Annotated in this window: 15 protein-coding genes; 13 read left to right on the top strand and 2 right to left on the bottom strand. The window is 33.1% G+C overall.

From position 1 onward, the window contains the following. Positions 1 to 52: 52 nt before the first annotated feature. Together JEY78_RS11480 and JEY78_RS11485 are read right to left on the bottom strand one after the other, a co-directional pair. On the bottom strand, positions 53 to 2869 hold the full coding sequence (locus tag JEY78_RS11480) for an endonuclease (protein WP_291851248.1): 2817 nt from the start codon (positions 2867 to 2869) through the stop codon (positions 53 to 55). A 69-nt stretch (positions 2870 to 2938) separates the two neighbouring features. Continuing rightward, positions 2939 to 4147, bottom strand: coding sequence for a methyltransferase domain-containing protein (locus tag JEY78_RS11485; RefSeq protein ID WP_291851250.1), 1209 nt, complete (start codon positions 4145 to 4147; stop codon positions 2939 to 2941). Between the two features lie 95 nt (positions 4148 to 4242). Between JEY78_RS11485 and recG the strand changes: the two genes are divergently transcribed. The 13 genes from recG (at position 4243) to JEY78_RS11550 (ending at position 21935) form a co-directional block, all read left to right on the top strand. Further along, complete coding sequence (recG, locus tag JEY78_RS11490; RefSeq protein WP_291851253.1) at positions 4243 to 6348, top strand: ATP-dependent DNA helicase RecG; 2106 nt, start codon at positions 4243 to 4245, stop codon at positions 6346 to 6348. 420 nt (positions 6349 to 6768) lie between these two features. Then, entirely contained in the window at positions 6769 to 9195 is a 2427-nt protein-coding gene (gene pheT, locus JEY78_RS11495) for a phenylalanine--tRNA ligase subunit beta (RefSeq protein WP_291851256.1), read from the top strand. 357 nt (positions 9196 to 9552) lie between these two features. After that, positions 9553 to 10587, top strand: a complete 1035-nt coding sequence (locus JEY78_RS11500; RefSeq protein WP_291851259.1) for a quinone-dependent dihydroorotate dehydrogenase — start codon at positions 9553 to 9555, stop codon at positions 10585 to 10587. Positions 10588 to 11415: 828 nt separating this feature from the next. Continuing rightward, the gene (locus JEY78_RS11505; protein ID WP_291851263.1) at positions 11416 to 12285 is read left to right on the top strand and encodes an ABC transporter permease; all 870 of its coding nucleotides are present in this window, start codon (positions 11416 to 11418) and stop codon (positions 12283 to 12285) included. A gap of 52 nt (positions 12286 to 12337) precedes the next feature. After that, positions 12338 to 12700, top strand: coding sequence for a four helix bundle protein (locus JEY78_RS11510; RefSeq protein WP_291851266.1), 363 nt, complete (start codon positions 12338 to 12340; stop codon positions 12698 to 12700). Positions 12701 to 12743: 43 nt separating this feature from the next. After that, a complete protein-coding gene (locus JEY78_RS11515; protein WP_291851269.1) occupies positions 12744 to 14039 on the top strand; it encodes a polysaccharide ABC transporter ATP-binding protein in 1296 nt (431 codons plus the stop codon). Positions 14040 to 14041: 2 nt separating this feature from the next. Next, entirely contained in the window at positions 14042 to 15361 is a 1320-nt protein-coding gene (locus tag JEY78_RS11520; RefSeq protein ID WP_291851272.1) for a hypothetical protein, read from the top strand. Between the two features lie 10 nt (positions 15362 to 15371). Next, on the top strand, positions 15372 to 16292 hold the full coding sequence (locus tag JEY78_RS11525; RefSeq protein WP_291851275.1) for a hypothetical protein: 921 nt from the start codon (positions 15372 to 15374) through the stop codon (positions 16290 to 16292). Between the two features lie 86 nt (positions 16293 to 16378). Beyond that, positions 16379 to 17215 carry a TylF/MycF/NovP-related O-methyltransferase gene (locus JEY78_RS11530; RefSeq protein WP_291851278.1) on the top strand — a complete coding sequence of 279 codons (837 nt, stop codon included), beginning with the start codon at positions 16379 to 16381 and terminating at the stop codon, positions 17213 to 17215. 122 nt (positions 17216 to 17337) lie between these two features. Continuing rightward, a complete protein-coding gene (locus tag JEY78_RS11535) occupies positions 17338 to 18414 on the top strand; it encodes a glycosyltransferase family 1 protein (RefSeq protein WP_291851280.1) in 1077 nt (358 codons plus the stop codon). An 83-nt stretch (positions 18415 to 18497) separates the two neighbouring features. Continuing rightward, positions 18498 to 19610 (top strand): GDP-mannose 4,6-dehydratase, encoded by a 1113-nt coding sequence (gene gmd / locus JEY78_RS11540; RefSeq protein WP_291851283.1) that lies wholly within the window; start codon positions 18498 to 18500, stop codon positions 19608 to 19610. Between the two features lie 701 nt (positions 19611 to 20311). Continuing rightward, the gene (locus tag JEY78_RS11545) at positions 20312 to 20599 is read left to right on the top strand and encodes a GIY-YIG nuclease family protein (RefSeq protein ID WP_291851286.1); all 288 of its coding nucleotides are present in this window, start codon (positions 20312 to 20314) and stop codon (positions 20597 to 20599) included. Positions 20600 to 21011: 412 nt separating this feature from the next. After that, entirely contained in the window at positions 21012 to 21935 is a 924-nt protein-coding gene (locus JEY78_RS11550) for a GDP-L-fucose synthase (protein WP_291851288.1), read from the top strand. The last annotated feature ends 58 nt before the right edge of the window (positions 21936 to 21993 follow it).

Consider the following 21993-nt stretch of genomic DNA (forward strand, 5'->3'; position numbering starts at 1 on the left):
ACTTTAAAAACAATCATAAAAAAAGCGACTCACATTTTGAGTCGCTTTTTTATTAGTTAACAATTATTTTTTTTGTTGAAAAGTACTGGTCGTTAAATACTTTAATGATATACAATCCAGTTGGAATATTTTTAACTTCTATTTTATTTTTAAAAGTGGTACGAGTATCCATAGCATACAGTAATTGTCCCATAAAATTAAATAGTTGAACTTTATGGTTGCCAAATTCTTTTTTAAACGAAATGGTTACAGAATGCGTATTGGTGGGATTTGGGTACACCGAAAACAAGTTTTCAACAAATTCTGGCACAGATAAAGAACTTACAGTATGCGTTCCTAAACCATCCGCGATATCAGTAGCAAAAGAATCCCATTCCGAAACCGTGTAGGTAGTATTAGGAGCTGTAATAGTGCTTTTTCTACGTAATGTAACATTTTCTGCAAAAATTGAGGAGCTAGGGTAAACTCCAACAATATCAATTAATACATTGTTTTTAAATAATCCAACAGGATCATTTCCATTAAATGAGATTACACCAGAAGTTACATCTGTAGCACTTAAAATTGTTGCATTTGCTGAATTGTTAGAAATTACGAATACATCATTTGTAGCTAATATTCCAGATAAATTTATTGGTGAGCCCCATGCTGCACCATTCATACTTAATTTTAATGTATAAGTCGATAAATCTACAGGACTCCCAGTAAAATTAGCTATTTCAATGGCTTTATTATTGCCAGAACCCTCTAAATATTCAGATATAAAAAGTTCGGAAGCTGTGATGGAAGTATTGGTTGTAGTAATAGTTACAGTATTACTTACTTCTGAAGTATTTCCTGCAGCATCTTTAGCATATACGGTAAAATGATAAGAGGTATTTGCTATTAAACCAGTAACATTGTATGAATTTGTTGCGGTAGCTGCTAAAAACACACCGTTCTTATAAATATCATAATGAGAGACACCAACATTATCTGTTGAAGCTGACCACGATAATGAGGCAGTTGTATTTGTAATAGAAGCGGCATTTAAATCAGTTATGGCAGTAGGAGCTTCTGTATCTGCAACACCTGAGTAGCACGACCAAGAAATATCATCAAACATAACACGATTACTTGTTGCGCTATTGCCATCAATAGTGATGATCACATTCCCACTGGTATTAATACCTGATATGGTTGTGGTTTGTTCTGTAGCATCATATGGAATGGTTCCTACTAAATTACCATTTACTTTTACATTAAACGTTCCAGAAGTACCTGTAAATACCAATTGTGTAGTCATAGTTAAATTGGCAATTCCATTTGCTGTAGTCGGAGAAGTGATTGCACCATTTCTAATAGTTATGGCTTTTCCATTTAAAACCTGATCTGTACGAGCATCCGAAGCCACCCAAGCACCGCTGGTATCACCAGTCCAGTTTACCGTTGTATAACTGGAACTATTGGTACTTAAATTAGTAAAGCTTTCCGTACCACAAACTATAGGCGTATCGGTTGTTGTGCCATTTACAGCGTCACTGGTAGCTGAAGCATTGCCTGCAGCATCTTTTGCACTAATGGTAAAGCTATAAATGGTTAATGCTGTTAATCCTGTTACAGTATAAGATGTTGCTGCGGATGTAGCAGTATATGTACCATCTACATAAATATCATAATTGGCAACTCCAATAGCATCTGTTGATGCTGTCCATGTTAATTTTATAGAAGCATTTGTTTCATTGCTAACAATAACATTAGTAGGAATTGTTGGAGGAGTAACATCAATAATATTGGTGGTAGTTGCAGTTTCGGTGTTACTTACTAACGAGGTATTTCCATAGGCATCTTTAGCATACACAGTAAAGTTATATGTAGTATTCTGCGTTAATCCGGTAATTATGTGTGAATTTGTTGCTGCGGAATTATACAACACACCATCTTTAAAAATTTCATAAGAGGTTACCCCTACGTTATCTGTAGAAGCTGTCCAATTTAAATCGATAGTGGTATTTGTTTCATTGGAAGCAATTAAATTAGTGGGAGCAGAAGGAGCTTCTGAATCAGGTGTTGAGCTCCAAATTTGCGCCACATATTCAGGATGGTCAATAAAAGGGTTTCTATTATTTTGTCTGGTATAAATAGCATTATTTCTAGCAATTTCATAAGAACTCACTGGATCTTGCTGATGCCAAGTCATTAAAATAGTTAAAAAAGGTTCGGTAAAAACTTTATCTGAAGTATCATCAAACATGGCGTAAGCAACACCCCAAGTAGTGAGTTCATTCTCATATCTGGTGGCAAAATAGAAGTACATCCGAGCAATATCTCCTTTAAATTCATCAATAGGTTCAAATACAGTACCGGTATAACCAGCGGCATATCCAGTATTTGAAGCGGCGCCAAGTTTAGATCCATTTAGTGACGTATAGGTAGCTGTTCCCACCATTCCGTGTGGATAATTGGAGCGTATACTATTTACCTTTCCGTCAGTGGCTATAATAAAATGTGCGTCATTCCGTTCAGGAGAAATCTGATTGAATACTGATTGCGGTATGATGTGCTCTCTGTTATAACAGTTACCTTCAACACTATACGTTCCACATTGATCCGTAGTGATGGTATAATTATAAGGATCTGAAGATGATGGATTTTCAGAATACATATCTAAAATAGTACCATCATTTTCATAAAAATAATCTCTATCGGAGGTTTCATAGGTTACCCATAAACCTGAATACCCATTATCGGTATGCCCGTTAATAATGGTATGAAGTTGGGTTTTTAATGTATAGCCAGTACCAATAGCACTATCATAATAACCTGCGGGAATTTGACAATATACTGATAAGGGGACTAATAAAAAGAAGCATAAAAGTTTTTTCATCATTGGGTTTAGAAAATTTCAGCCCAAATTTACAATCCTATTGTTAAATAAGTTAGATTTTTTAATAAAAATCTAACTTATTCTTTCTAATAATGCCATATAAAATCCGTCAAATCCTGATTTATAGGCAGATACTTTATTTTGTTTTTCCAATTGAAACTCTGGATGATTTTTTAAGAACAGTTGCACTTGTTTTTCGTTTTCCGAAGGTAAAATAGAACATGTAGCATACACCATTTTTCCACCCACTTTAACCAACTGCGAATACTCTTCTAAGATTTCAGCTTGCGTTTTAATGATATTGTCCACAAATTCTGGTTGTAATTTCCACTTGCTATCTGGATTTCTTTTTAAAACCCCAATACCGCTACAAGGGGCATCAATTAAAACTCTATCTGCCGTACCTTTCATTTTTTTAATCACCTTTAAAGAATCTATTTCTTTGGTGGTAATATTATGAACACCGTTTCTTCTGGCTCTAATTTTTAGTTTTCTTAACTTACTTTCGTAAATATCTGTAGCAATTAATTGCCCTTTATTTTCCATCAACGCTGCTAAATGTAAGGATTTTCCTCCAGCACCAGCACATGCATCAATCACTTTCATTCCTGGTAGAACATCTAAATATTCCGCCACTAATTGAGAAGAAGCATCTTGTACTTCAAAAAAGCCTAATTTAAACGCTTCGGTTACAAAAACATTGGCGCGTTCTTTTAGTTTTAAAGCATATTCATATCCTCTAATGGTTTCGGTTTCAATACCTTCATCTTCTAACTTTTTTTGCAAAGCTAATTTGGTGGTTTTTAACGTATTTACACGTAAAATAACTTCGGCTTGTTCATTTAATGCACTTATTTCTTGAGTCCATTTTTCAACGCCTAATTCTTTTACACATAATTCATCCATCCAATCTGGAATAGATTCTTTAAACACACGTTCTTTTTGAAGTTCATCAAATTTTCCTTTAATTCTGCGTTCTGGAACCCCTTGTAATTGATTCCATTCCGGCAGTTTATAGCCTTTTAATACCGCTAAAACTGCAAAATTTTTCCAAACATTTTCAGTAGTGTAATGAGATTTTGTTCCTGCAATTTCATTATACAAACGTTTCCAACGCACCATATCATAAATAGTTTCCGCCACAAATTTACGGTCTCTTGCGCCCCAACGTTTGTCTCTTTTTAATGCTTTTTCAACAACTTTATCGGCATATTCTCCTTCATTAAAAATTAATTTCATGGAATCTATAACCGTAAACACTAAGTTTCTGTGTAATCTCATATTAAAATTTTGGACTGCAAAGATACATAATTAGATTATAAGATTTTGCAATTGTTTATTGTACATTGAATTGTTACCTTCGTATTTTATAAAAAATGGCAATTTACACAGGAAATACTTCTATCGCTTATTTAAAAGGTGTAGGCCCTAACAGAGCAGATTTATTAAAATCGGAGTTAGGGATTCACACGTTTAGTGATTTGGTAAACTTTTTTCCGAATCGGTATTTAGACCGTACACAGTTCTATAAAATTAGTCAATTACAGCAAAATGCTGCGGAAATTCAGGTCATTGGTAAAATAACTTCTATAAAAACGGTTCAGCAAAAAAAGGGAAGTAGGCTAGTAGCCACCTTTGTAGATGAAACGGGCGCTATGGAATTGGTTTGGTTTAGAGGTGTTAAGTGGATTAAAACAGCCTTAAAAGTAAATACACCTTATGTTATTTTTGGAAAAACAAATTACTTTAACGGAGCTTTTTCAATGCCACATCCAGAAATGGAATTGTTAGCAGATTATAAAAAAAGTTTGCGAACAGCGCTGCAACCGATGTATCCGTCTACAGAAAAATTATCAAATAAAGGGGTGACCAACAGAGTCATTTCTAAAATGGTAGAAAATTTGTTTGAAGAATTAAACGGCTCATTTACAGAAACATTATCGGCAGAACTGCTTCAACAATTAGGATTTATTTCTAAAACAGCCGCTTTATTAAATATTCATTTTCCTAAAAGTCAGGAATTATTAACCAAAGCGCAACAACGCTTAAAGTTTGAAGAATTATTTTTTATTCAACTGCAACTCATTCGAAAGAAAATCATTCGAAAAGCAAAGATTAAAGGCTATAATTTTGATAAAGTAGGGGATTACTTCAATCATTTTTATGCCAATAAATTACCGTTCGATTTAACCAATGCTCAAAAACGGGTATTAAAAGAAATCCGTAAAGATATGGGTTCTAATGCTCAAATGAACAGATTGTTACAAGGCGATGTAGGTTCTGGAAAAACAATTGTAGCATTGTTGAGTATTTTAATAGCCTTAGACAATGGCTTTCAAACAGCGTTTATGGCGCCTACGGAAATTTTAGCCACACAACATTATAATTCTTTGGTTGAATTATTACAAGGCATGGATGTCACCGTTAAATTGCTAACGGGTTCTACCAAAATAAAAGAACGGAGAAGTATTCATGAACAATTGCAATCGGGTGCATTGCACATTTTAATTGGTACGCATGCATTGATTGAAGACAAAGTGCAGTTTCATAATTTAGGATTGGCAATTATTGATGAGCAACACCGTTTTGGTGTTGAACAACGCTCTAAAATGTGGAAAAAAAATGAACTGCCACCGCATGTATTAGTCATGACCGCCACGCCAATACCTAGAACCTTAGCTATGAGTGTGTATGGCGATTTAGATATTTCTGTCATTGATGAATTGCCACCCGGAAGAAAAGAAATTGTGACAGCACACAGATATGATAAAAACAGATTGTCGGTTTTTAAATTTTTGAAAGAAGAAATTGCAAAAGGTCGGCAAGTATATATTGTGTATCCATTAATTAATGAATCCGAAGCCATGGATTATAAAGATTTAATGGATGGCTACGAAAGTATTTCTCGCGAGTTTCCAAAACCACAATACCAAATAAGTATTGTACATGGAAAAATGAAAGCCGATGATAAAGAATATGAAATGCAACGCTTTTTAAAAGGGGAAACTCAAATAATGGTGGCAACCACAGTTATTGAAGTAGGTGTGAATATTCCCAACGCAAGTGTCATGGTGATTGAAAGTGCCGAACGTTTTGGATTATCACAATTGCATCAATTACGTGGTAGAGTTGGGCGAGGAGCTGAACAAAGCTATTGTATTTTAATGACTAGTTTTAAATTGTCTGAGGATGCTAAAATAAGGCTTCAAACTATGGTAGATACGAGTGATGGCTTTAAAATATCAGAAGTCGATTTAAAATTACGAGGCCCTGGAAATTTAATGGGAACACAACAAAGTGGCGTGTTAAATTTAAAAATTGCAGATATTATTAAAGATGCAGATTTGTTGAAATTAGCCAGAAAACAGGCGATTGCATTGCTCACAGAAGATCCTTCTTTATCAAAACCTACGCACGCAATGATGAGAACAGCCTATATTGAAATCACCAAAAAAAGTACCCTTTGGGCAAATATAAGTTAACCTTTACACGCAACTATGTATCCATAACCTCTTGTTATTTGTATGCATAGTGTTTCAAAATGTACTGCAAAAAAAGAAGGTTAATATGAAGTAAAAGAGTAGTTTATGTGGCTACCATCTTACTTCACACAAACCTTCGATAACAATCAATCAAAAAGTTATATGTTGAAATTTAATACAAGTTCCAAAAGTGGAATGCTACCGTATTAAATTATTTAGTGTAATTTTTAAGAACTTTCTCTGCTACAAGTATACAATAACGAAATCGATATAGATGTTAAAAAAAATATAAAATATGAATATTAAATTGTGAAATAAACGTTAATTAATTTTATAAATAAGATGAAAAAGTAACGCTTGTAGTTACCCATCTAAATTGTATTAATTATCTTTGCAGTTCGTAAAAAAAATAAAACAGAAATGAAAATATCATATAATTGGTTAAAACAGTTTTTAAAGATAGATTGGGAGGCAGAAAAAACGGGTGAATTATTAACCGATTTAGGACTTGAAGTAGAAGGTATAGAAACCGTGGAGTCTATTAAAGGAAGTTTGGCAGGCGTAGTGGTTGGGAAAGTATTAACGTGTATTCAACATCCAAATGCAGACCGCCTAAAAATCACGACTGTAGATATTGGATTAGAAGCACCTGTGCAAATTGTTTGCGGAGCTCCCAACGTAGCTGCAGGACAAACAGTACCAGTAGCCACTATTGGAACAACTCTATATGATGATAAAGGCGCACCTTTTGTTATTAAAAAAGGAAAAATAAGAGGAGAAGAAAGTCACGGAATGATTTGTGCTGAAGACGAATTAGGTTTAGGCGCCAGTCACGAAGGAATATTAGTTTTAGAGGATACCTATAAAGCAGGAACACCAGCTTCAACAGTGTTTAACGTAGCATCAGATCAGGTTTTTGAAATTGGCTTAACGCCAAACAGAGCCGATGCTATGAGCCATTTAGGAACTGCACGAGATTTAAGAGCAGGGTTAATTCAAAATAAAATATCCTTAGAATTAATTTCGCCTTCTGCCAGTAGTTTTAGTGTTGATGATAGAACCTTAAAATTTGATGTTGTTGTAGAAGATACAGAAAAAGCACCAAGATATGCAGGGGTAACTATTTCTGGAATTACAGTGAAAGAATCTCCAGATTGGATAAAAAACAGACTAAAAGCTATAGGATTAAGTCCTATCAATAATATTGTAGATGTGACTAATTATGTATTGCATGAATTAGGGCAGCCACTACACGCTTTTGATGCAGCGAAAGTAAAAGGAAATAAAGTAATTGTAAAAACCTTGCCAACCGGCACTGCATTTACAACCTTAGATGGTGTTGAAAGAAAATTACACGAAGAAGATTTAATGATCTGTAACGGCAATGAAGAGCCAATGTGTATGGCGGGTGTATTTGGTGGATTAGATTCTGGCGTGTCAGAAAATACCCACGCTATCTTTTTAGAAAGCGCGTATTTTAATCCAGTAGCTATTCGTAAAACAGCCAAAAGACATGCTTTAAATACCGATGCTTCTTTTAGATTTGAAAGAGGAATTGACCCGAACATTACGGAATACGCATTAAAACGTGCTGCCAATTTAATTTTAGAAGTGGCTGGTGGTAAAGTATCTTCAGAAATTGTGGATTTATATCCAAAAAAGATAGAAGACTTTCAAGTATTTCTTTCTTTTGAAAAAATGAACCGACTGATAGGAGCAGAAATTCCTAGAGAAACGGTAAAAAATATTTTAGCTTCTTTAGATATTAAGTTTAACAGTGTTACCGAAGCTGGAATGGGGTTAACAATTCCTGCTTATAGAGTAGATGTTACCAGAGAAGCTGATGTTATTGAAGAAATTTTACGTGTATATGGCTATAATAATGTGGAGTTTTCACATAAACTAAATACGTCTATTTCTTTTTCAGATTTTGATCCAACTAAAATTGAAAACATTGCAGCCAATCAATTAATGGCACAAGGATTTAATGAAACTATGGCCAATTCTTTAACAAAGCCTAGTTATGTTACCTTATCAGATGCGTTAAATGAAGATCACAATGTTCAAATTTTAAACCCGTTAAGTAATGATTTAGGTGTCATGCGTCAATCCTTATTATTCAGCGGTTTAGAATCTGTTTCTTATAATATCAACAGAAAAAACAGTGCGTTAAAATTCTTTGAATTTGGTAAAACCTACCACCGTTTTGAAAGTGGCTATAGCGAACAAAAACACTTAACCTTATTTGTTTCAGGAAACCGTGCTAAAACACGTTGGAACACCACAGATCAACCGTCAGATTTCTTTTATTTAAAAGGAATTGCCATCTCTTTGTTAGAACGTTTAGGTATTAAAAACGTAAAAACAAGTCCTACAAAAAATGATGTTTTCTCTGAAGGTATTACCTTAAGTTTAGGCAAAATTAAATTGGTAGACGTAGGTGTTGTTAAAAAGCCTATTTTAAAAGAATTTGGAATTAAGCAAGCGGTATTATTTGCCGATTTTGATTGGGAAAACGTTTTAAAAGTAGGCGGTAAAACGCAGGTAAAAGTAAGTGAATTGCCAAAATTCCCATCGGTAAAAAGAGATTTTGCATTGTTGTTAGATACCACAGTTTCATTTGGTGAAATTTACAATTTGGCATTTCAGGCAGAGAAAACCTTCTTAAAAGAAGTCGATTTATTTGATGTGTATGAAGGCGATAAATTAGAATCCGGTAAAAAATCCTACGCGGTTAGTTTCTTATTACAAGACACTTCTAAAACCTTAAATGATGTACAAATAGATAAAATTATGCAAAAATTGCAACAAACTTTTGAAAAGAATGTGGGTGCAACCTTGCGTTAATACACTATAAACAACTATTTTAAAATGACGGCAGTAATGGCCGTCATTTTTTTTGTTCCAAAGCGTTTTTATAGGCTGGAGAGGTGCAAGGGGTGTGTTTTTGAACATCGTCAATTCGAGTGCCGCAATGTAATGGAGGTGTATCGAGAACCGTTCCGCCTTACTTCTCGATACAATTTTATTTCGCTTGGCTACATAAAACCACTCGAAGTGACGGGTTGAAATTATTGTCAGTTCTAGCCCTTCAACTGCACAGGAAACGCTGAAGCTTGAACAGCTAGCCTTGTGTTATTATATTTTTTTTAATAATAGCCAGCAATCAAAACACTTTTATTAATTTTGCACAAACCATAGCACATGTATAAAAGTATCATCCGGCCTTTATTTTTTCTTTTTGATCCAGAAAAGATTCATCATTTCACTTTTTCACTTATAAAAACACTTTCTAAAATACCAGGAATACCATTAGTGTTTAGAACGTTGTTTCAAGTGAATGATAAAAAATTAGAGCGTCAATTATTTGGATTAACCTTTAAAAACCCGGTGGGATTAGCCGCTGGATTCGATAAAAATGCGGTATTGTACAATGAGCTTTCAAATTTTGGCTTTGGATTTATTGAAATAGGAACCGTAACCCCAAAAGCACAGGAAGGAAACCCTAAAAAACGGGTGTTTCGATTAAAAGCAGATAACGGCTTAATTAACCGTATGGGGTTTAATAACAATGGGATAGCGACAGCTATTGAAAAGTTAAAACACAATAAAGGAAACGTATTGATTGGTGGAAATATTGGAAAAAATACCGACACGATGCCAGCGGAGTATACCAGCGATTACTTAGCATGTTTTGAAGCCTTACATCCGTATGTAGATTATTTTGTACTGAATGTAAGTTGTCCAAATGTGGGGAGTCATGCCAAACTAACAGATAAAGATTATTTGGTAGAATTAATTACAGCGGTTCAAAAAGTGAATGCTACACACGCTCAACAAAAACCTATTTTATTAAAAATTGCCCCAGATTTAAATACCGTTCAGTTAGATGAAGTGATTGAAATTGTGGCAGCAACAAAAATAGATGGTATTATAGCATCTAATACCTCTACCATTAGAGAAGGACTCAAAGCAACACAGGAACAACTAGCAACTATAGGCAATGGCGGATTGAGTGGGAAACCAATAAAAGATAGAAGTACCGCAGTGATTAAATACTTGGCCGACACATCAAACAAGGCATTTCCAATTATTGGTGTTGGAGGTATACATTCAGCTGAAGATGCCTTGGAAAAATTAGCGGCTGGCGCAGATTTGATACAGATTTATACCGGTTTTATTTATGAAGGCCCTGCCTTAGTTAAGAAAATAAACAAAGCTATTTTAGCGAATGCATAATTGCTTCTGACACGGTTTATTTCCCCTCTCGAGAGGGGTTAGGGGTGTGTTATTCATAACAAATTTTAAATTCAGCAGGAGCAGATTGCTTCATTTCACTTTTTTTTATTAGGAATGACGTTCCTTTTGTCATTCCGACAACGGAGGAATCGCATAATAGCACTCATTATGATGAGATTTCTCGACTGCGCTCGAAATGACAATACAACAATGCTTGTCAGTTCGAGTGCCGAAGTGCAACGGAGGTGTATCGAGAACCGTTCCGCCTTACTTCTCGATACAATTTTATGCCATTTCATTTCATAAAACCACTCGAAGAGACGTAGCAATGTATTCGTCATTGCGAGGAGCGATAGCGACGAAGCAATCTGTAAGTTAAGTGTTTCATTTCCCTATCAAAAGATAACTTCAGTTATTTCTTCCGCATTGCTTCACAAATATCTTCGCAATGACGTTTCAATGTCAGTTCGAGCCCTTCGACTGCGCTCAGGACAGGCTGAAGTCGAGAACCAGTTATGGATTTCCCCTCTTGAGAGGGGTTAGGGGTGTGTTTTTAAGCAACGTCAGTTCAATTGCCGCAGTGCAACGGAGGTGTATCGAGAACCACGTTACTCATTTCTAATACAAAAAATCATTTTCCCCACATAAGTTCAACGTTCAGCATTGACTTAATATATGTAGGAGTATGTAAACAACGTTCCTTTTGAGATAACGAAATTAAAAAGGAACCTAATTTTTTAGATTCCTTATAAAAAAGTATATTTACACTCAATTTTACATAATAAATAAGCCAAAAACCTCAATAAAATAGGCTGATTACGAGTTTTTATGAATAAAAAGACCACAGATACCAACGAATGGTTATTTGAAATAACCCCTAAAAATAAATTACTAGCCCTAAACTTAAAAGAAGTTTGGCAGTATCGTGATTTACTACTCCTTTTTGTAAAAAGAAATATTATTACAGCTTATAAGCAAACAATTTTAGGTCCACTGTGGTATTTAATTCAACCGTTGTTTACCTCGGTAATTTTTACATTAATATTTAATAATGTTGCCAATATATCTACGGGTAGTGTACCGCCGTTTTTGTTCAATTTGGCGGGGATAACAATCTGGAACTATTTTACTTCCTGTTTTTCAGGCACATCAAACACTTTTAGCGCCAATGCAGGAATCTTTGGAAAGGTATATTTTCCAAGGGTCATTATGCCACTCGTTGCAGTAATTTCCAATTTGGTACGATTTGGAATTCAGTTGTTTATTTTTATGGCATTTTTCTTATACTATTATATAAACGGGGCAGCCATCAGTATTAATATATATGTAGTTTTATTTCCAGTAATGGTTTTAATTATGGGCTTGTTAGGCTTAGGTTTGGGAATGATTATTTCGGCCATGGTGACTAAATATAGAGATCTTAATATTTTAATTGGCTTTGGAATGCAGTTGTTAATGTATATTTCAGCAGTGATGTATCCAGTGTCCTATTTTGTAGAAAAACTACCAAAATATGCGTGGGTGGTTAAATATAATCCATTATCCTTTGTAATTGAATCTGTAAGATATATGTTATTAAATACGGGGGTTTTTGATGTTAGTATGTTTATATATACGTTAATTACCACCATTATCGTTTTATTTTTAGGCATAATCATTTTTAATAGGGCTGAAAAGAGTTTTATTGATACGATTTAGGGAGTTATATGTTGTTGGTTATAAGTTATAAGTTGAAAAAGAAAAATAAGCTATGAAAAGTTATAAAGATTTAGATATCTATAATTTGTCTTTTGAATATGCGGTTGAAGTTCATACAATGACGCTAAAATTGCCAAAATATGAATTATATGAAGCAGGAAGTCAATTAAGAAGGTCATCAAAAAGTATTGTGAATAATATAATTGAAGGCTATGGAAGAAGAAAGTATAAAGCTGATTTTATCAAGTTTTTAATATATGCACAAGCTTCTTTATTAGAAAGTACGAGCCAGTTAGAAATGATAAAAAAAATACATAACACAGAAGGAATAGAAAATATTATAGAAAATTATAAGAAGTTGGGGACTAAAATTTTTAGTTTTATTAATTATGTTGATAATAATTGGAAAACTTAACCTACAACATAAAACCAATAACTTATAACATTGAACGAATACAATGAGTAAAGTAATATTAAAAATAGAAAACCTAAGCAAACAATATCGCCTCGGCTTGGTAGGCACAGGTACGCTGGGTGATGATTTAAAACGCTGGTGGGCAAATATACGCGGTAAAGAAGACCCATTTTTAAAAATAGGCGATGTAAATGATAGAAGCACCAAAGGTAGCAGTGATTATGTGTGGGCATTAAAAGATATTAATTTTGAAGTGCAACAAGGAGAAGTTTTAGGGATTATAGGTAAAAATGGCGCAGGAAAATCTACCTTATTAAAAATATTGTCTAAAATTACCAGCCCAACTACCGGAAGTATAAAATCTAAAGGGCGTGTGGCTTCTTTATTAGAAGTAGGCACAGGCTTTCATGGAGAAATGACGGGTAGAGAGAACATCTTCCTAAATGGAGCTATTTTAGGGATGACCAAAAAAGAAATTAATGGAAAGCTAGATGAAATAATTGAGTTCTCAGGATGCGAAAGATACATTGATACGCCCGTAAAGCGTTATAGTAGTGGAATGACAGTTCGTTTGGCATTTGCCGTAGCCGCTTTTTTAGAACCTGACATTTTAATTATTGATGAAGTATTGGCAGTAGGCGATGCCGAATTCCAAAAGAAAGCCATTGGTAAAATGCAAGAGATTAGTAAAGGCGCAGGGCGTACCGTGTTGTTTGTAAGCCATAATATGGCAGCGGTTCAGAGTTTGTGTACTAGGGGTATATTATTGGAAAATGGTATGATTTCCTTTAGTGGGACTACTGAAGATACCATAGCAAAATATCTTACAGGAAATAAGGAAACCGTATCAGATTTCTCGGAATTTAAAGATCGGTCAGGTAAAGGAAATATCATCTTTACAAAAATAATATTAGGTAATCCTCAAAATCCAACAAGCGTTTTTAAGCTTGGTGAAAATATTGGATTTCATTTTGATTTTGTTGTTAATAATAAAATTGATACGAACAAATTAAGAATTCTTATTGGTGTATACAACGAAAGAGAAGAAGGTATTTTAAGATTTGATAGTGATGCCAATGCCAATTTAGCAATGAATAATAACCTTATAAACGGTAAAATATCTTGTATTATGGAAGACCATCTTACAATTATGCCCGGTAAGTATTCAGTAAATTTTGCTTTATTTAATGATGGGATAATGGAAGATTATATTGCAGGGAAAGTACTATTTGATGTAGTAAATGATAATTATTTAGGTGGTAGCAAAACGCTAGATAATAATAGCTTAGCAAAAGTCCTATACAGGCATAAATGGACTTTAAACAAAATTTCGAATTGATAATGTTAATAGAAAACATAAATATTAAAAATGAACCTTTCCTTTTTGACAAAGTAGGCAGGGTTGTAATAAAGGAGGACAAGGTTTTACGGATTATAACAAATGACACGTATATAAAGCTTTATAAAGAATTACTAAATTCTCCTGACATTAATAATTTATTTTCAAAAGGTTTAATAGAAACAAAAATTTATTCAGAAAGTAAAGAAGATTCTATTCTAATTCTTGAACATAAAAAAATTAATTTTATGCTACATCCAAGTGAATATACAAATAAAATGTTTTGGGATGTTGCATATATGTATATTAGCTTGTGTAAAGAGTTATATAATAATCACGGAATATTAACGGTAGATGCTCATCCTTGGAATGTTACTTTTGAGGGAACTAAAGCAACTTTTTTTGACTTTAGTTCACTTTATAAAGGAAATGTAATTGGTAAAAACTGGATAGATGAATTTGGAAAATATTTTGCAATACCAATCAGGTTGGCAAGCATTTCAAAAAAAACATTTCCATTATCTTTGGAGTATAGAAGAGAGCATTTAAATGGATTTGGACTTTCTTTTTTAAACAAAAGGTTGATAAAGAAATTATTTAATAAAAAATTTGAATCAATTTCTAAATATAAAGGAAGACCAAATGATGTTTTTGATAAGATTTTAGATTGGCTTGATAAAAATAAACCTATAAATGCAAAAAATGAGTATTGGTTAAACTATGAGCAATCACACTTAGCTGAAATTGGCAACCCTAAAACAATAAAACAAAAGTTTGTTCATAAAATATTATCTACCAAAAACCCTAAAACTGTTTTAGATTTAGCTTCAAATAAAGGTTATTATGCTTTAATGGCTGAAAAATTAGGAGCATCTGTAATGGCCTTTGACTATGAGGAAGAGACGATTAATCAATGTTATTATAAAGCAATTGATGTAGAATCTAATATTACTTCAGCGTTAATGAATTTTTATTTACCAACGCCACCTATGGGAGTTGGGTTAATGAGTAAAAGTGCTTTTGATAGATTAGGAAGCAATATCGTTCTGGCACTAGCTTTAGTACACCACATTTGTTTGGTGCAGCGGATTCCTGTTTATATTTTTTGCGAAATCTGTAAAAAATATGCTAAAGATGGTGTTATGTTAGAATTTATTGATCCAAATGATTTACACGTGAAAAGTTGGAATGCAGATATTCCTATTGATTACAATATTGATAGCATTTGCAACTATATGAAAGATAAATTTCCAAATGTAGAGAAAAGCGAAAATATGATAAATGATGGAATAAATAGACAAATCATGTATTTTTATAATTAACTTAACTTTTATGTTAAAAAAAATATCAAAATTTATTAAACCAACGGTTATAAATAATATTGGAAATAATTTGGAAATGGAAAAATCTCTGTTGGATATAAAGTTGCAAAATGGAAGAATATGGTCGCAACTTTTAATGCAGAAAAAAAACATTAAATCGCTCCATGAAACTGAATTTAAAGTATTTTCCCAATGCGGAGATGATGGGATTATTCAATATTTGATCCAGAATTTAGAAATAGAAAATAAAACATTTGTTGAGTTTGGTGTAGAAGATTATTTGGAGTCAAATACAAGATTTCTGCTAATAAATAATAACTGGTCTGGTTTAGTAATGGATGGAAGTGATAGTAATGTTTTAAAAATAAAAAGTAATGAGCAATACTGGAAACATGATTTAATTGCTAAATCAGCATTCATTACAGCAGAGAATATTAATCATCTTATTGAAGAGGAAGGGTTAAAAGGAGATATTGGATTGTTGCATATTGATATTGATGGGAATGATTATTGGATTTGGAAGGCATTAAAAGTAGTTGATCCAATAATTATGATTGTTGAATATAATAGTATTTTTGGTTATGAAAGAGCAATTACAATCCCATACAGATCAGATTTTGTAAGAACAAATGCTCATCATAGTAATTTGTATGCAGGATCCTCTATATTAGCATTATGTGATTTAGCTAATGAAAAGGGCTATTCATTTATTGGTAGTAATAGTACTGGAAACAACGCCTATTTTGTTAAAAATAAATATTTAAAAGATTTTAAACCATTATCGGCGAAGGAAGGGTATGTTTTATCTAAATTTAGAGAGTCTAGAGATGAACATGGTAAATTGAATTATTTAAGAGCTAAAGATAGATTAAAAAGTATAAAAGGATTACCTGTATATAACACAAGATCTAATAAAATAGAAAAATTATAGTTTATGAAAATTATTTTTGATAAGTAAAATAGATTTATACAAGAAATGATTAATTAAAGTTTGAATAAATAATAAAAAGTAAACAATTGAAAAATAAAATAAAGAAAATAATAGTTCGTGTTATTAAATATTTTGGATATAAATTAGTGCCTATTAGTTCTGCAAGTAGTAATTTTAAAAAATTAGATAGCACTGCTTTAAATGAAAATTTTGATAATATATGCCATAATTATGAAAATTTATTTGGAGAAAAATATGGAAAAATTCCTAAGAATGAAAAACGAATAGGCATATTAAAAGATTTATTAGGCACACCACCTTCAGAAGCCTATTTTATTATTAATTCAATTGCTAAAACAGAAATGATTGATGGTGATGTTTGTGAATTTGGAGTTGCACAAGGTATTACTTCGCAGTTAATAGCTAATGAAATATTAAATAATGAATTAAAGAAATTACACTTATTTGATTCATTTGAAGGGCTTCCAAAACCAACCACTAATGACACCCTTAAAGATGATATTTTTAATTTAGGAAGTATTGAAGCATATGCTGGCAAAATGAGTTTACCAATAGAACTGGTGTTAAATAGGTTAGATAATATTGAATTTCCTAAAAATAGATATGTTATCCATAAAGGCTTTATAGAAGAATTAATAATTGCTAAAAGGCAATTTCCAAAGTATGTTTCATTTGCTTATGTCGATTTTGATTTTTATGAGCCAATAAAAATCATTTTAGAGTACTTAAACAATGTGACTAAAAAAGGAGCAGTTATTATGGTTGACGACTATGATTTCTTTTCAACAGGAGTGAAAATTGCGGTTGATGAATTTATCCTAGAGAATAAGTCTAAATATGAATTATTTATTCCTAAAAAAACATTTGGATGCTTTGCAATACTAACAAAGTTGGAAGATTAATATTTGGATGTATTTGAATACTTAATTTATAAACCGTTTGAGGTTTAATTTATTTACTTTTAAGATTTTTTAAAAAGTAATGTATCTTAGATTTCTGATATCTTTTTAATTATAAAATAAAAATGAAAAAAGTACTTATTGACAATCAAGTGTATGAAAATCAAAAATTTGGCGGAATAAGTCGTTATTTTAACGAATTGAAATTAGGTAATGATACAATTCAAGAAATGGAATTATTTGTTAGTGATAATTCTAATAAGAATCAAATTAATAAACGAATTCAACGAAAATTAGCAAGAGTTATTTTTAATCAACCACAAATAAAGTTTGGAAAAAATGATTTTTACATTTCGCAAATTAAAAACCTTCAATATAATATCTTTCATCCTACCTATTACGATAATTATTTTTTGGCTCATTTGAAAAAACCATTTGTGTTAACTGTGCACGATATGATTCACGAAAAATATGCAGAGTATTTTGGAAATAGTTTTGATTCAATTAATAAACGAAGATTATGTGAAAAGGCCGCTAAAATTATTGCCATTTCAAATACAACAAAAAAAGATCTTGTAGATATTTTTAATATTCCGAAGGAAAAAATTGAAGTAATTTACCATGCTACAAATTATGATTCCATAGCAGAAGATAAGCCAGACATAGATTTTCAAGGAATGCGTTATTTATTATTTACAGGAAATAGAAGTTTTTATAAAAATTTTCTAACTTTTTTGATCGCAGTCTCTCCAATTTTGAAACAATATAAAGATTTACAATTGATTTGTACAGGACCAGTTTTCAATTCAGTCGAAATGCGGTGGATTAAAGATTTGGGAATAGGAGACAAGGTTAAAAGTTTTTTTTGTGAGAGTGATAATGAGTTAGTTTATTTATATAAAAATGCAGAGTGTTTTGTGTTTCCATCATTGTATGAAGGTTTTGGATTCCCTATATTAGAAGCGTTCGCATGTAATTGTCCTTTAGTAAGCAGTAATGGTGGTTCGTTAATGGAAATAGCTGGTGATGCTGCTGTTTATTTTGACCCAAAGAACATTAAAGAAATGAGAGAATCAATTCACGATGTAATAACAGACTTTTCATTGAAAAAAGAATTGATTGAAGCGGGAAAGATTCGTTTAAAAGATTTTTCTTGGGATAAATGCCGTACTGAAACTAATTTACTTTATAATAAAGTTTAATTTATAAGGAAAACCATTTGAAAAAATGTTTTTTAGTGGTAATATAAAATAAGAAATAGGTTTAGGCCAAAAAAAACAAAGCAATGAAAACAGCACTCATTACAGGAATCACAGGACAAGATGGCGCTTATTTAGCGGAGTTTTTACTACAAAAAGGATATGAGGTACACGGTATAAAAAGACGAAGTTCCCTATTTAATACAGAGCGTATAGACCATTTATACAAAGATCCGCATGAAAAAAATGTAAAATTTAAATTGCATTTTGGAGATTTATCGGATGCTATGAACTTAACGCGTATTATACAAGAAGTGCAACCCGATGAAATTTATAATTTAGGCGCTATGTCGCACGTAAAAGTAAGTTTTGATACGCCAGAATATACAGCCAATGTAGATGGGTTAGGAACCTTACGCCTTTTAGAGTCGGTGCGATTATTGGGCTTAACTAACAAAACAAAAATATACCAGGCGTCCACGTCAGAATTATATGGTTTGGTACAAGAAACACCACAAACAGAAAGCACCCCTTTTTATCCACGTTCACCCTATGCAGTAGCTAAAATGTACGCCTATTGGATTACTGTAAATTACCGAGAAGCCTATAAGATGTTTGCATGCAATGGTATTTTATTTAACCATGAATCTCCTTTACGAGGCGAAACGTTTGTGACACGTAAAATTACCCGTGCTACCAGTAGAATTGCCTTAGGCTTACAAGATACAGTATATTTAGGAAACTTAAATGCAAAACGCGATTGGGGACATGCCAAAGATTATGTGGAGGCCATGTGGCTGATGTTGCAACAAGAACAACCAGAAGATTTTGTAATTGCAACCGGCATTACCACTTCAGTACGTGATTTTGTGACGTTGGCATTTGCAGAAGTAGGAATTGAATTGGCTTTTGAAGGTGAAAATGAACATGAAATAGGGAAAGTAGTTAGGTGTAACAATCCAGCTTATCAAGTGGCACTGGGTAAAGTAGTAGTTAAAATAGATCCAACATATTACCGTCCTACAGAAGTAGATTTGTTAATGGGGGACGCTACTAAATGCAAACAAAAATTAGGTTGGAAACCAAAATATAATTTACAAGGCTTGGTGCACGAGATGATGGCACACGACATTAATTTGTTCAAAAAAGATCAGTTTTTAAAAGATGGAGGTTTTGATACCTTGAATACTTTTGAGTAGCGAGGAGCGGTTCTCGATACGATTCCTTGAAAAAAGGAATCACTCGAACTGACGGCGCAAGGCAAATAATGAACGTCAGTTCGAGTGCCTTAACGAAGTGGTTCTCGATACAATTTTAACATGAATTTCATTCATATTAAAATCACTCGAACTGACGCGGGGTCAACAAAAAAAAACTAATAAACGAACGTCAGTTCGAGTGCCGAAACGCAGTGCAGGTGTATCGAGAACAAGTGTGTTTTGAATAACGAGCGGTTCTCGATACAATTTTAAAACGGTTCTCGATACAATTCCTTGAAAAAAGGAATCACTCGAACTGACGGCGCAAGGCAAATCATGAACGTCAGTTCGAGTGCCTTAACGAAGTGGTTCTCGATACAATTTTAACATGAATTTCATTCATATTAAAATCACTCGAACTGACGCGGGGTCAACAAAAAAAAACTAATAAACGAACGTCAGTTCGAGTGCCGTAACGAAGTGCAGGTGTATCGAGAACAAGTGTGTTTGAATAGCGAGTGGTTCTGGATACAATTTTAAAACGGTTCTCGATACGATTCCTTAAAAAAAGGAATCACTCGAACTGACGCTGGGTATGATACGAACAAGAAACGTCTCTTCGAGTGGTTTTAGGAAGCGGAGCGGACTAAAATTGTATCGAGAAGTGCTAGTAATTAATACATTATAACTAATTCAATGCTATGAAAAAGAGTTATGTATATATATTAAAATGTGCAGATGACACCTATTATACAGGAGTGACCAGTAACTTGGAAAGTAGAATGTTAAAGCACCAAACAGGATTTTACCCAAATAGTTACACAGCTTCCAGAAAACCATTAAAATTAGTATTTTACTGCGAGTTCACAGATATAAATAAGGCTATTGAAACAGAAAAACAGCTAAAAAAATGGTCTAAAGCAAAAAAAGAAGCTTTAATTAATGGAGAATTTAATAGTTTAATTAATTTAGCCAAGAAGAAGTTTTAGGTTGCCGTAGTATTTGGTTCGAGACAATTTTAAAACGGGTTCTCGATACGATTCCTTGAAAAAAGGAATCACTCGAACTGACGCGGGGTCAACAAAAAAAAACTTGTAAACGAACGTCAGTTCGAGTGCCGAAACGCAGTGCAGGTGTATCGAGAACAAGTGGGTTTTGAATAGCGAGTGGTTCTCGAGACAATTTTAAAACGGTTCTCGATACAATTCCTTGAAAAAAGGAATCACTCGAACTGACGCGGGGTCAACAAAAAAAAACTAATAAACGAACGTCAGTTCGAGTGTTTTTTGAGTAATGAAATGAATCAAAAAATGTATCGAGAACAAGTGGGTTTTGAATAGCGAGTGCACAGCGTATCGAGAGGGAGAACAGTATTAAAAAAAAGAAAGATAGTTAAATAACATGCAAAAAGAGTCAAAAATATACATAGCTGGGCATACAGGAATGGTGGGGAGTGCTATTGTTAGAAAGTTACAAGCAGCAGGCTACACCAATTTAGTTTTTAGAACCTCTAAAGCGTTAGATTTAACCAACCAACAAGCGGTCATAGATTTTTTTAGATTGGAGCAACCAGAATATGTATTTTTGGCAGCAGCAAAAGTTGGAGGTATTGAAGCAAATAACACCTATAGAGCACAATTTTTGTATGAAAACTTACAAATTGAAAGCAATATTATTCATCAAAGTTATGTACATAAGGTAAAAAAGTTGTTGTTTTTAGCTTCTTCTTGTATTTATCCAAAGTTAGCCCCACAACCTATTAAAGAAAGCTATTTATTAACGGGGGAATTAGAACCTACCAATGAACCCTATGCCATTGCAAAAATAGCAGGGATTAAATTATGTGAAACTTACAACCAACAATATGGGTGTAATTTTATATCCGTAATGCCAACCAATTTGTATGGTCCAAATGACAATTACGAATTAAATAACTCACACGTATTACCCGCCTTATTGCGAAAGTTTCACGAAGCCAAAAAAAATAATGCTGCAACGGTTGAAGTATGGGGAACAGGTGCTCCCAAACGAGAATTTTTACATGTTGATGATTTAGCCACTGCTTGTTATCATTTAATGCAAACCTATAAAGGCTCCATAAGTGTAAATATTGGAACGGGAACAGACCTTTCCATTAAAGAATTGGCGGAACTCATTGCAACTATTGTAGGTTATAAAGGTGAAATTGTTTGGAATACTGATAAACCAGACGGCACACCACGTAAATTATTAGATGTTTCTTTAATTCATAGTTTGGGATGGAAACATACTACGGAGTTGGAAGAAGGGATAAAGGAAGTGTATAAATGTATTATACTGAAATAGGTTGACCTTTTTTTGGTTGCTTTAACCGTTCAAAATATTTTTTTTAGCCGTTTAGAAG

The sequence above is a fragment of the Lutibacter sp. genome (genome assembly GCF_016342705.1).
In the GTDB taxonomy this organism is placed as follows: domain Bacteria; phylum Bacteroidota; class Bacteroidia; order Flavobacteriales; family Flavobacteriaceae; genus Lutibacter.

Excerpts from the sequence above, each read along its gene's own strand:
- JEY78_RS11480 (WP_291851248.1), bottom strand. The coding sequence starts at position 2,869 with ATGATGAAAAAACTTTTATGCTTCTTTTTATTAGTCCCCTTATCAGTA.
- JEY78_RS11485 (WP_291851250.1), bottom strand. The coding sequence starts at position 4,147 with ATGAGATTACACAGAAACTTAGTGTTTACGGTTATAGATTCCATGAAA.
- recG (WP_291851253.1), top strand. The coding sequence starts at position 4,243 with ATGGCAATTTACACAGGAAATACTTCTATCGCTTATTTAAAAGGTGTA.
- pheT (WP_291851256.1), top strand. The coding sequence starts at position 6,769 with ATGAAAATATCATATAATTGGTTAAAACAGTTTTTAAAGATAGATTGG.
- JEY78_RS11500 (WP_291851259.1), top strand. The coding sequence starts at position 9,553 with ATGTATAAAAGTATCATCCGGCCTTTATTTTTTCTTTTTGATCCAGAA.
- JEY78_RS11505 (WP_291851263.1), top strand. The coding sequence starts at position 11,416 with ATGAATAAAAAGACCACAGATACCAACGAATGGTTATTTGAAATAACC.
- JEY78_RS11510 (WP_291851266.1), top strand. The coding sequence starts at position 12,338 with ATGAAAAGTTATAAAGATTTAGATATCTATAATTTGTCTTTTGAATAT.
- JEY78_RS11515 (WP_291851269.1), top strand. The coding sequence starts at position 12,744 with ATGAGTAAAGTAATATTAAAAATAGAAAACCTAAGCAAACAATATCGC.
- JEY78_RS11520 (WP_291851272.1), top strand. The coding sequence starts at position 14,042 with ATGTTAATAGAAAACATAAATATTAAAAATGAACCTTTCCTTTTTGAC.
- JEY78_RS11525 (WP_291851275.1), top strand. The coding sequence starts at position 15,372 with ATGTTAAAAAAAATATCAAAATTTATTAAACCAACGGTTATAAATAAT.
- JEY78_RS11535 (WP_291851280.1), top strand. The coding sequence starts at position 17,338 with ATGAAAAAAGTACTTATTGACAATCAAGTGTATGAAAATCAAAAATTT.
- gmd (WP_291851283.1), top strand. The coding sequence starts at position 18,498 with ATGAAAACAGCACTCATTACAGGAATCACAGGACAAGATGGCGCTTAT.
- JEY78_RS11545 (WP_291851286.1), top strand. The coding sequence starts at position 20,312 with ATGAAAAAGAGTTATGTATATATATTAAAATGTGCAGATGACACCTAT.
- JEY78_RS11550 (WP_291851288.1), top strand. The coding sequence starts at position 21,012 with ATGCAAAAAGAGTCAAAAATATACATAGCTGGGCATACAGGAATGGTG.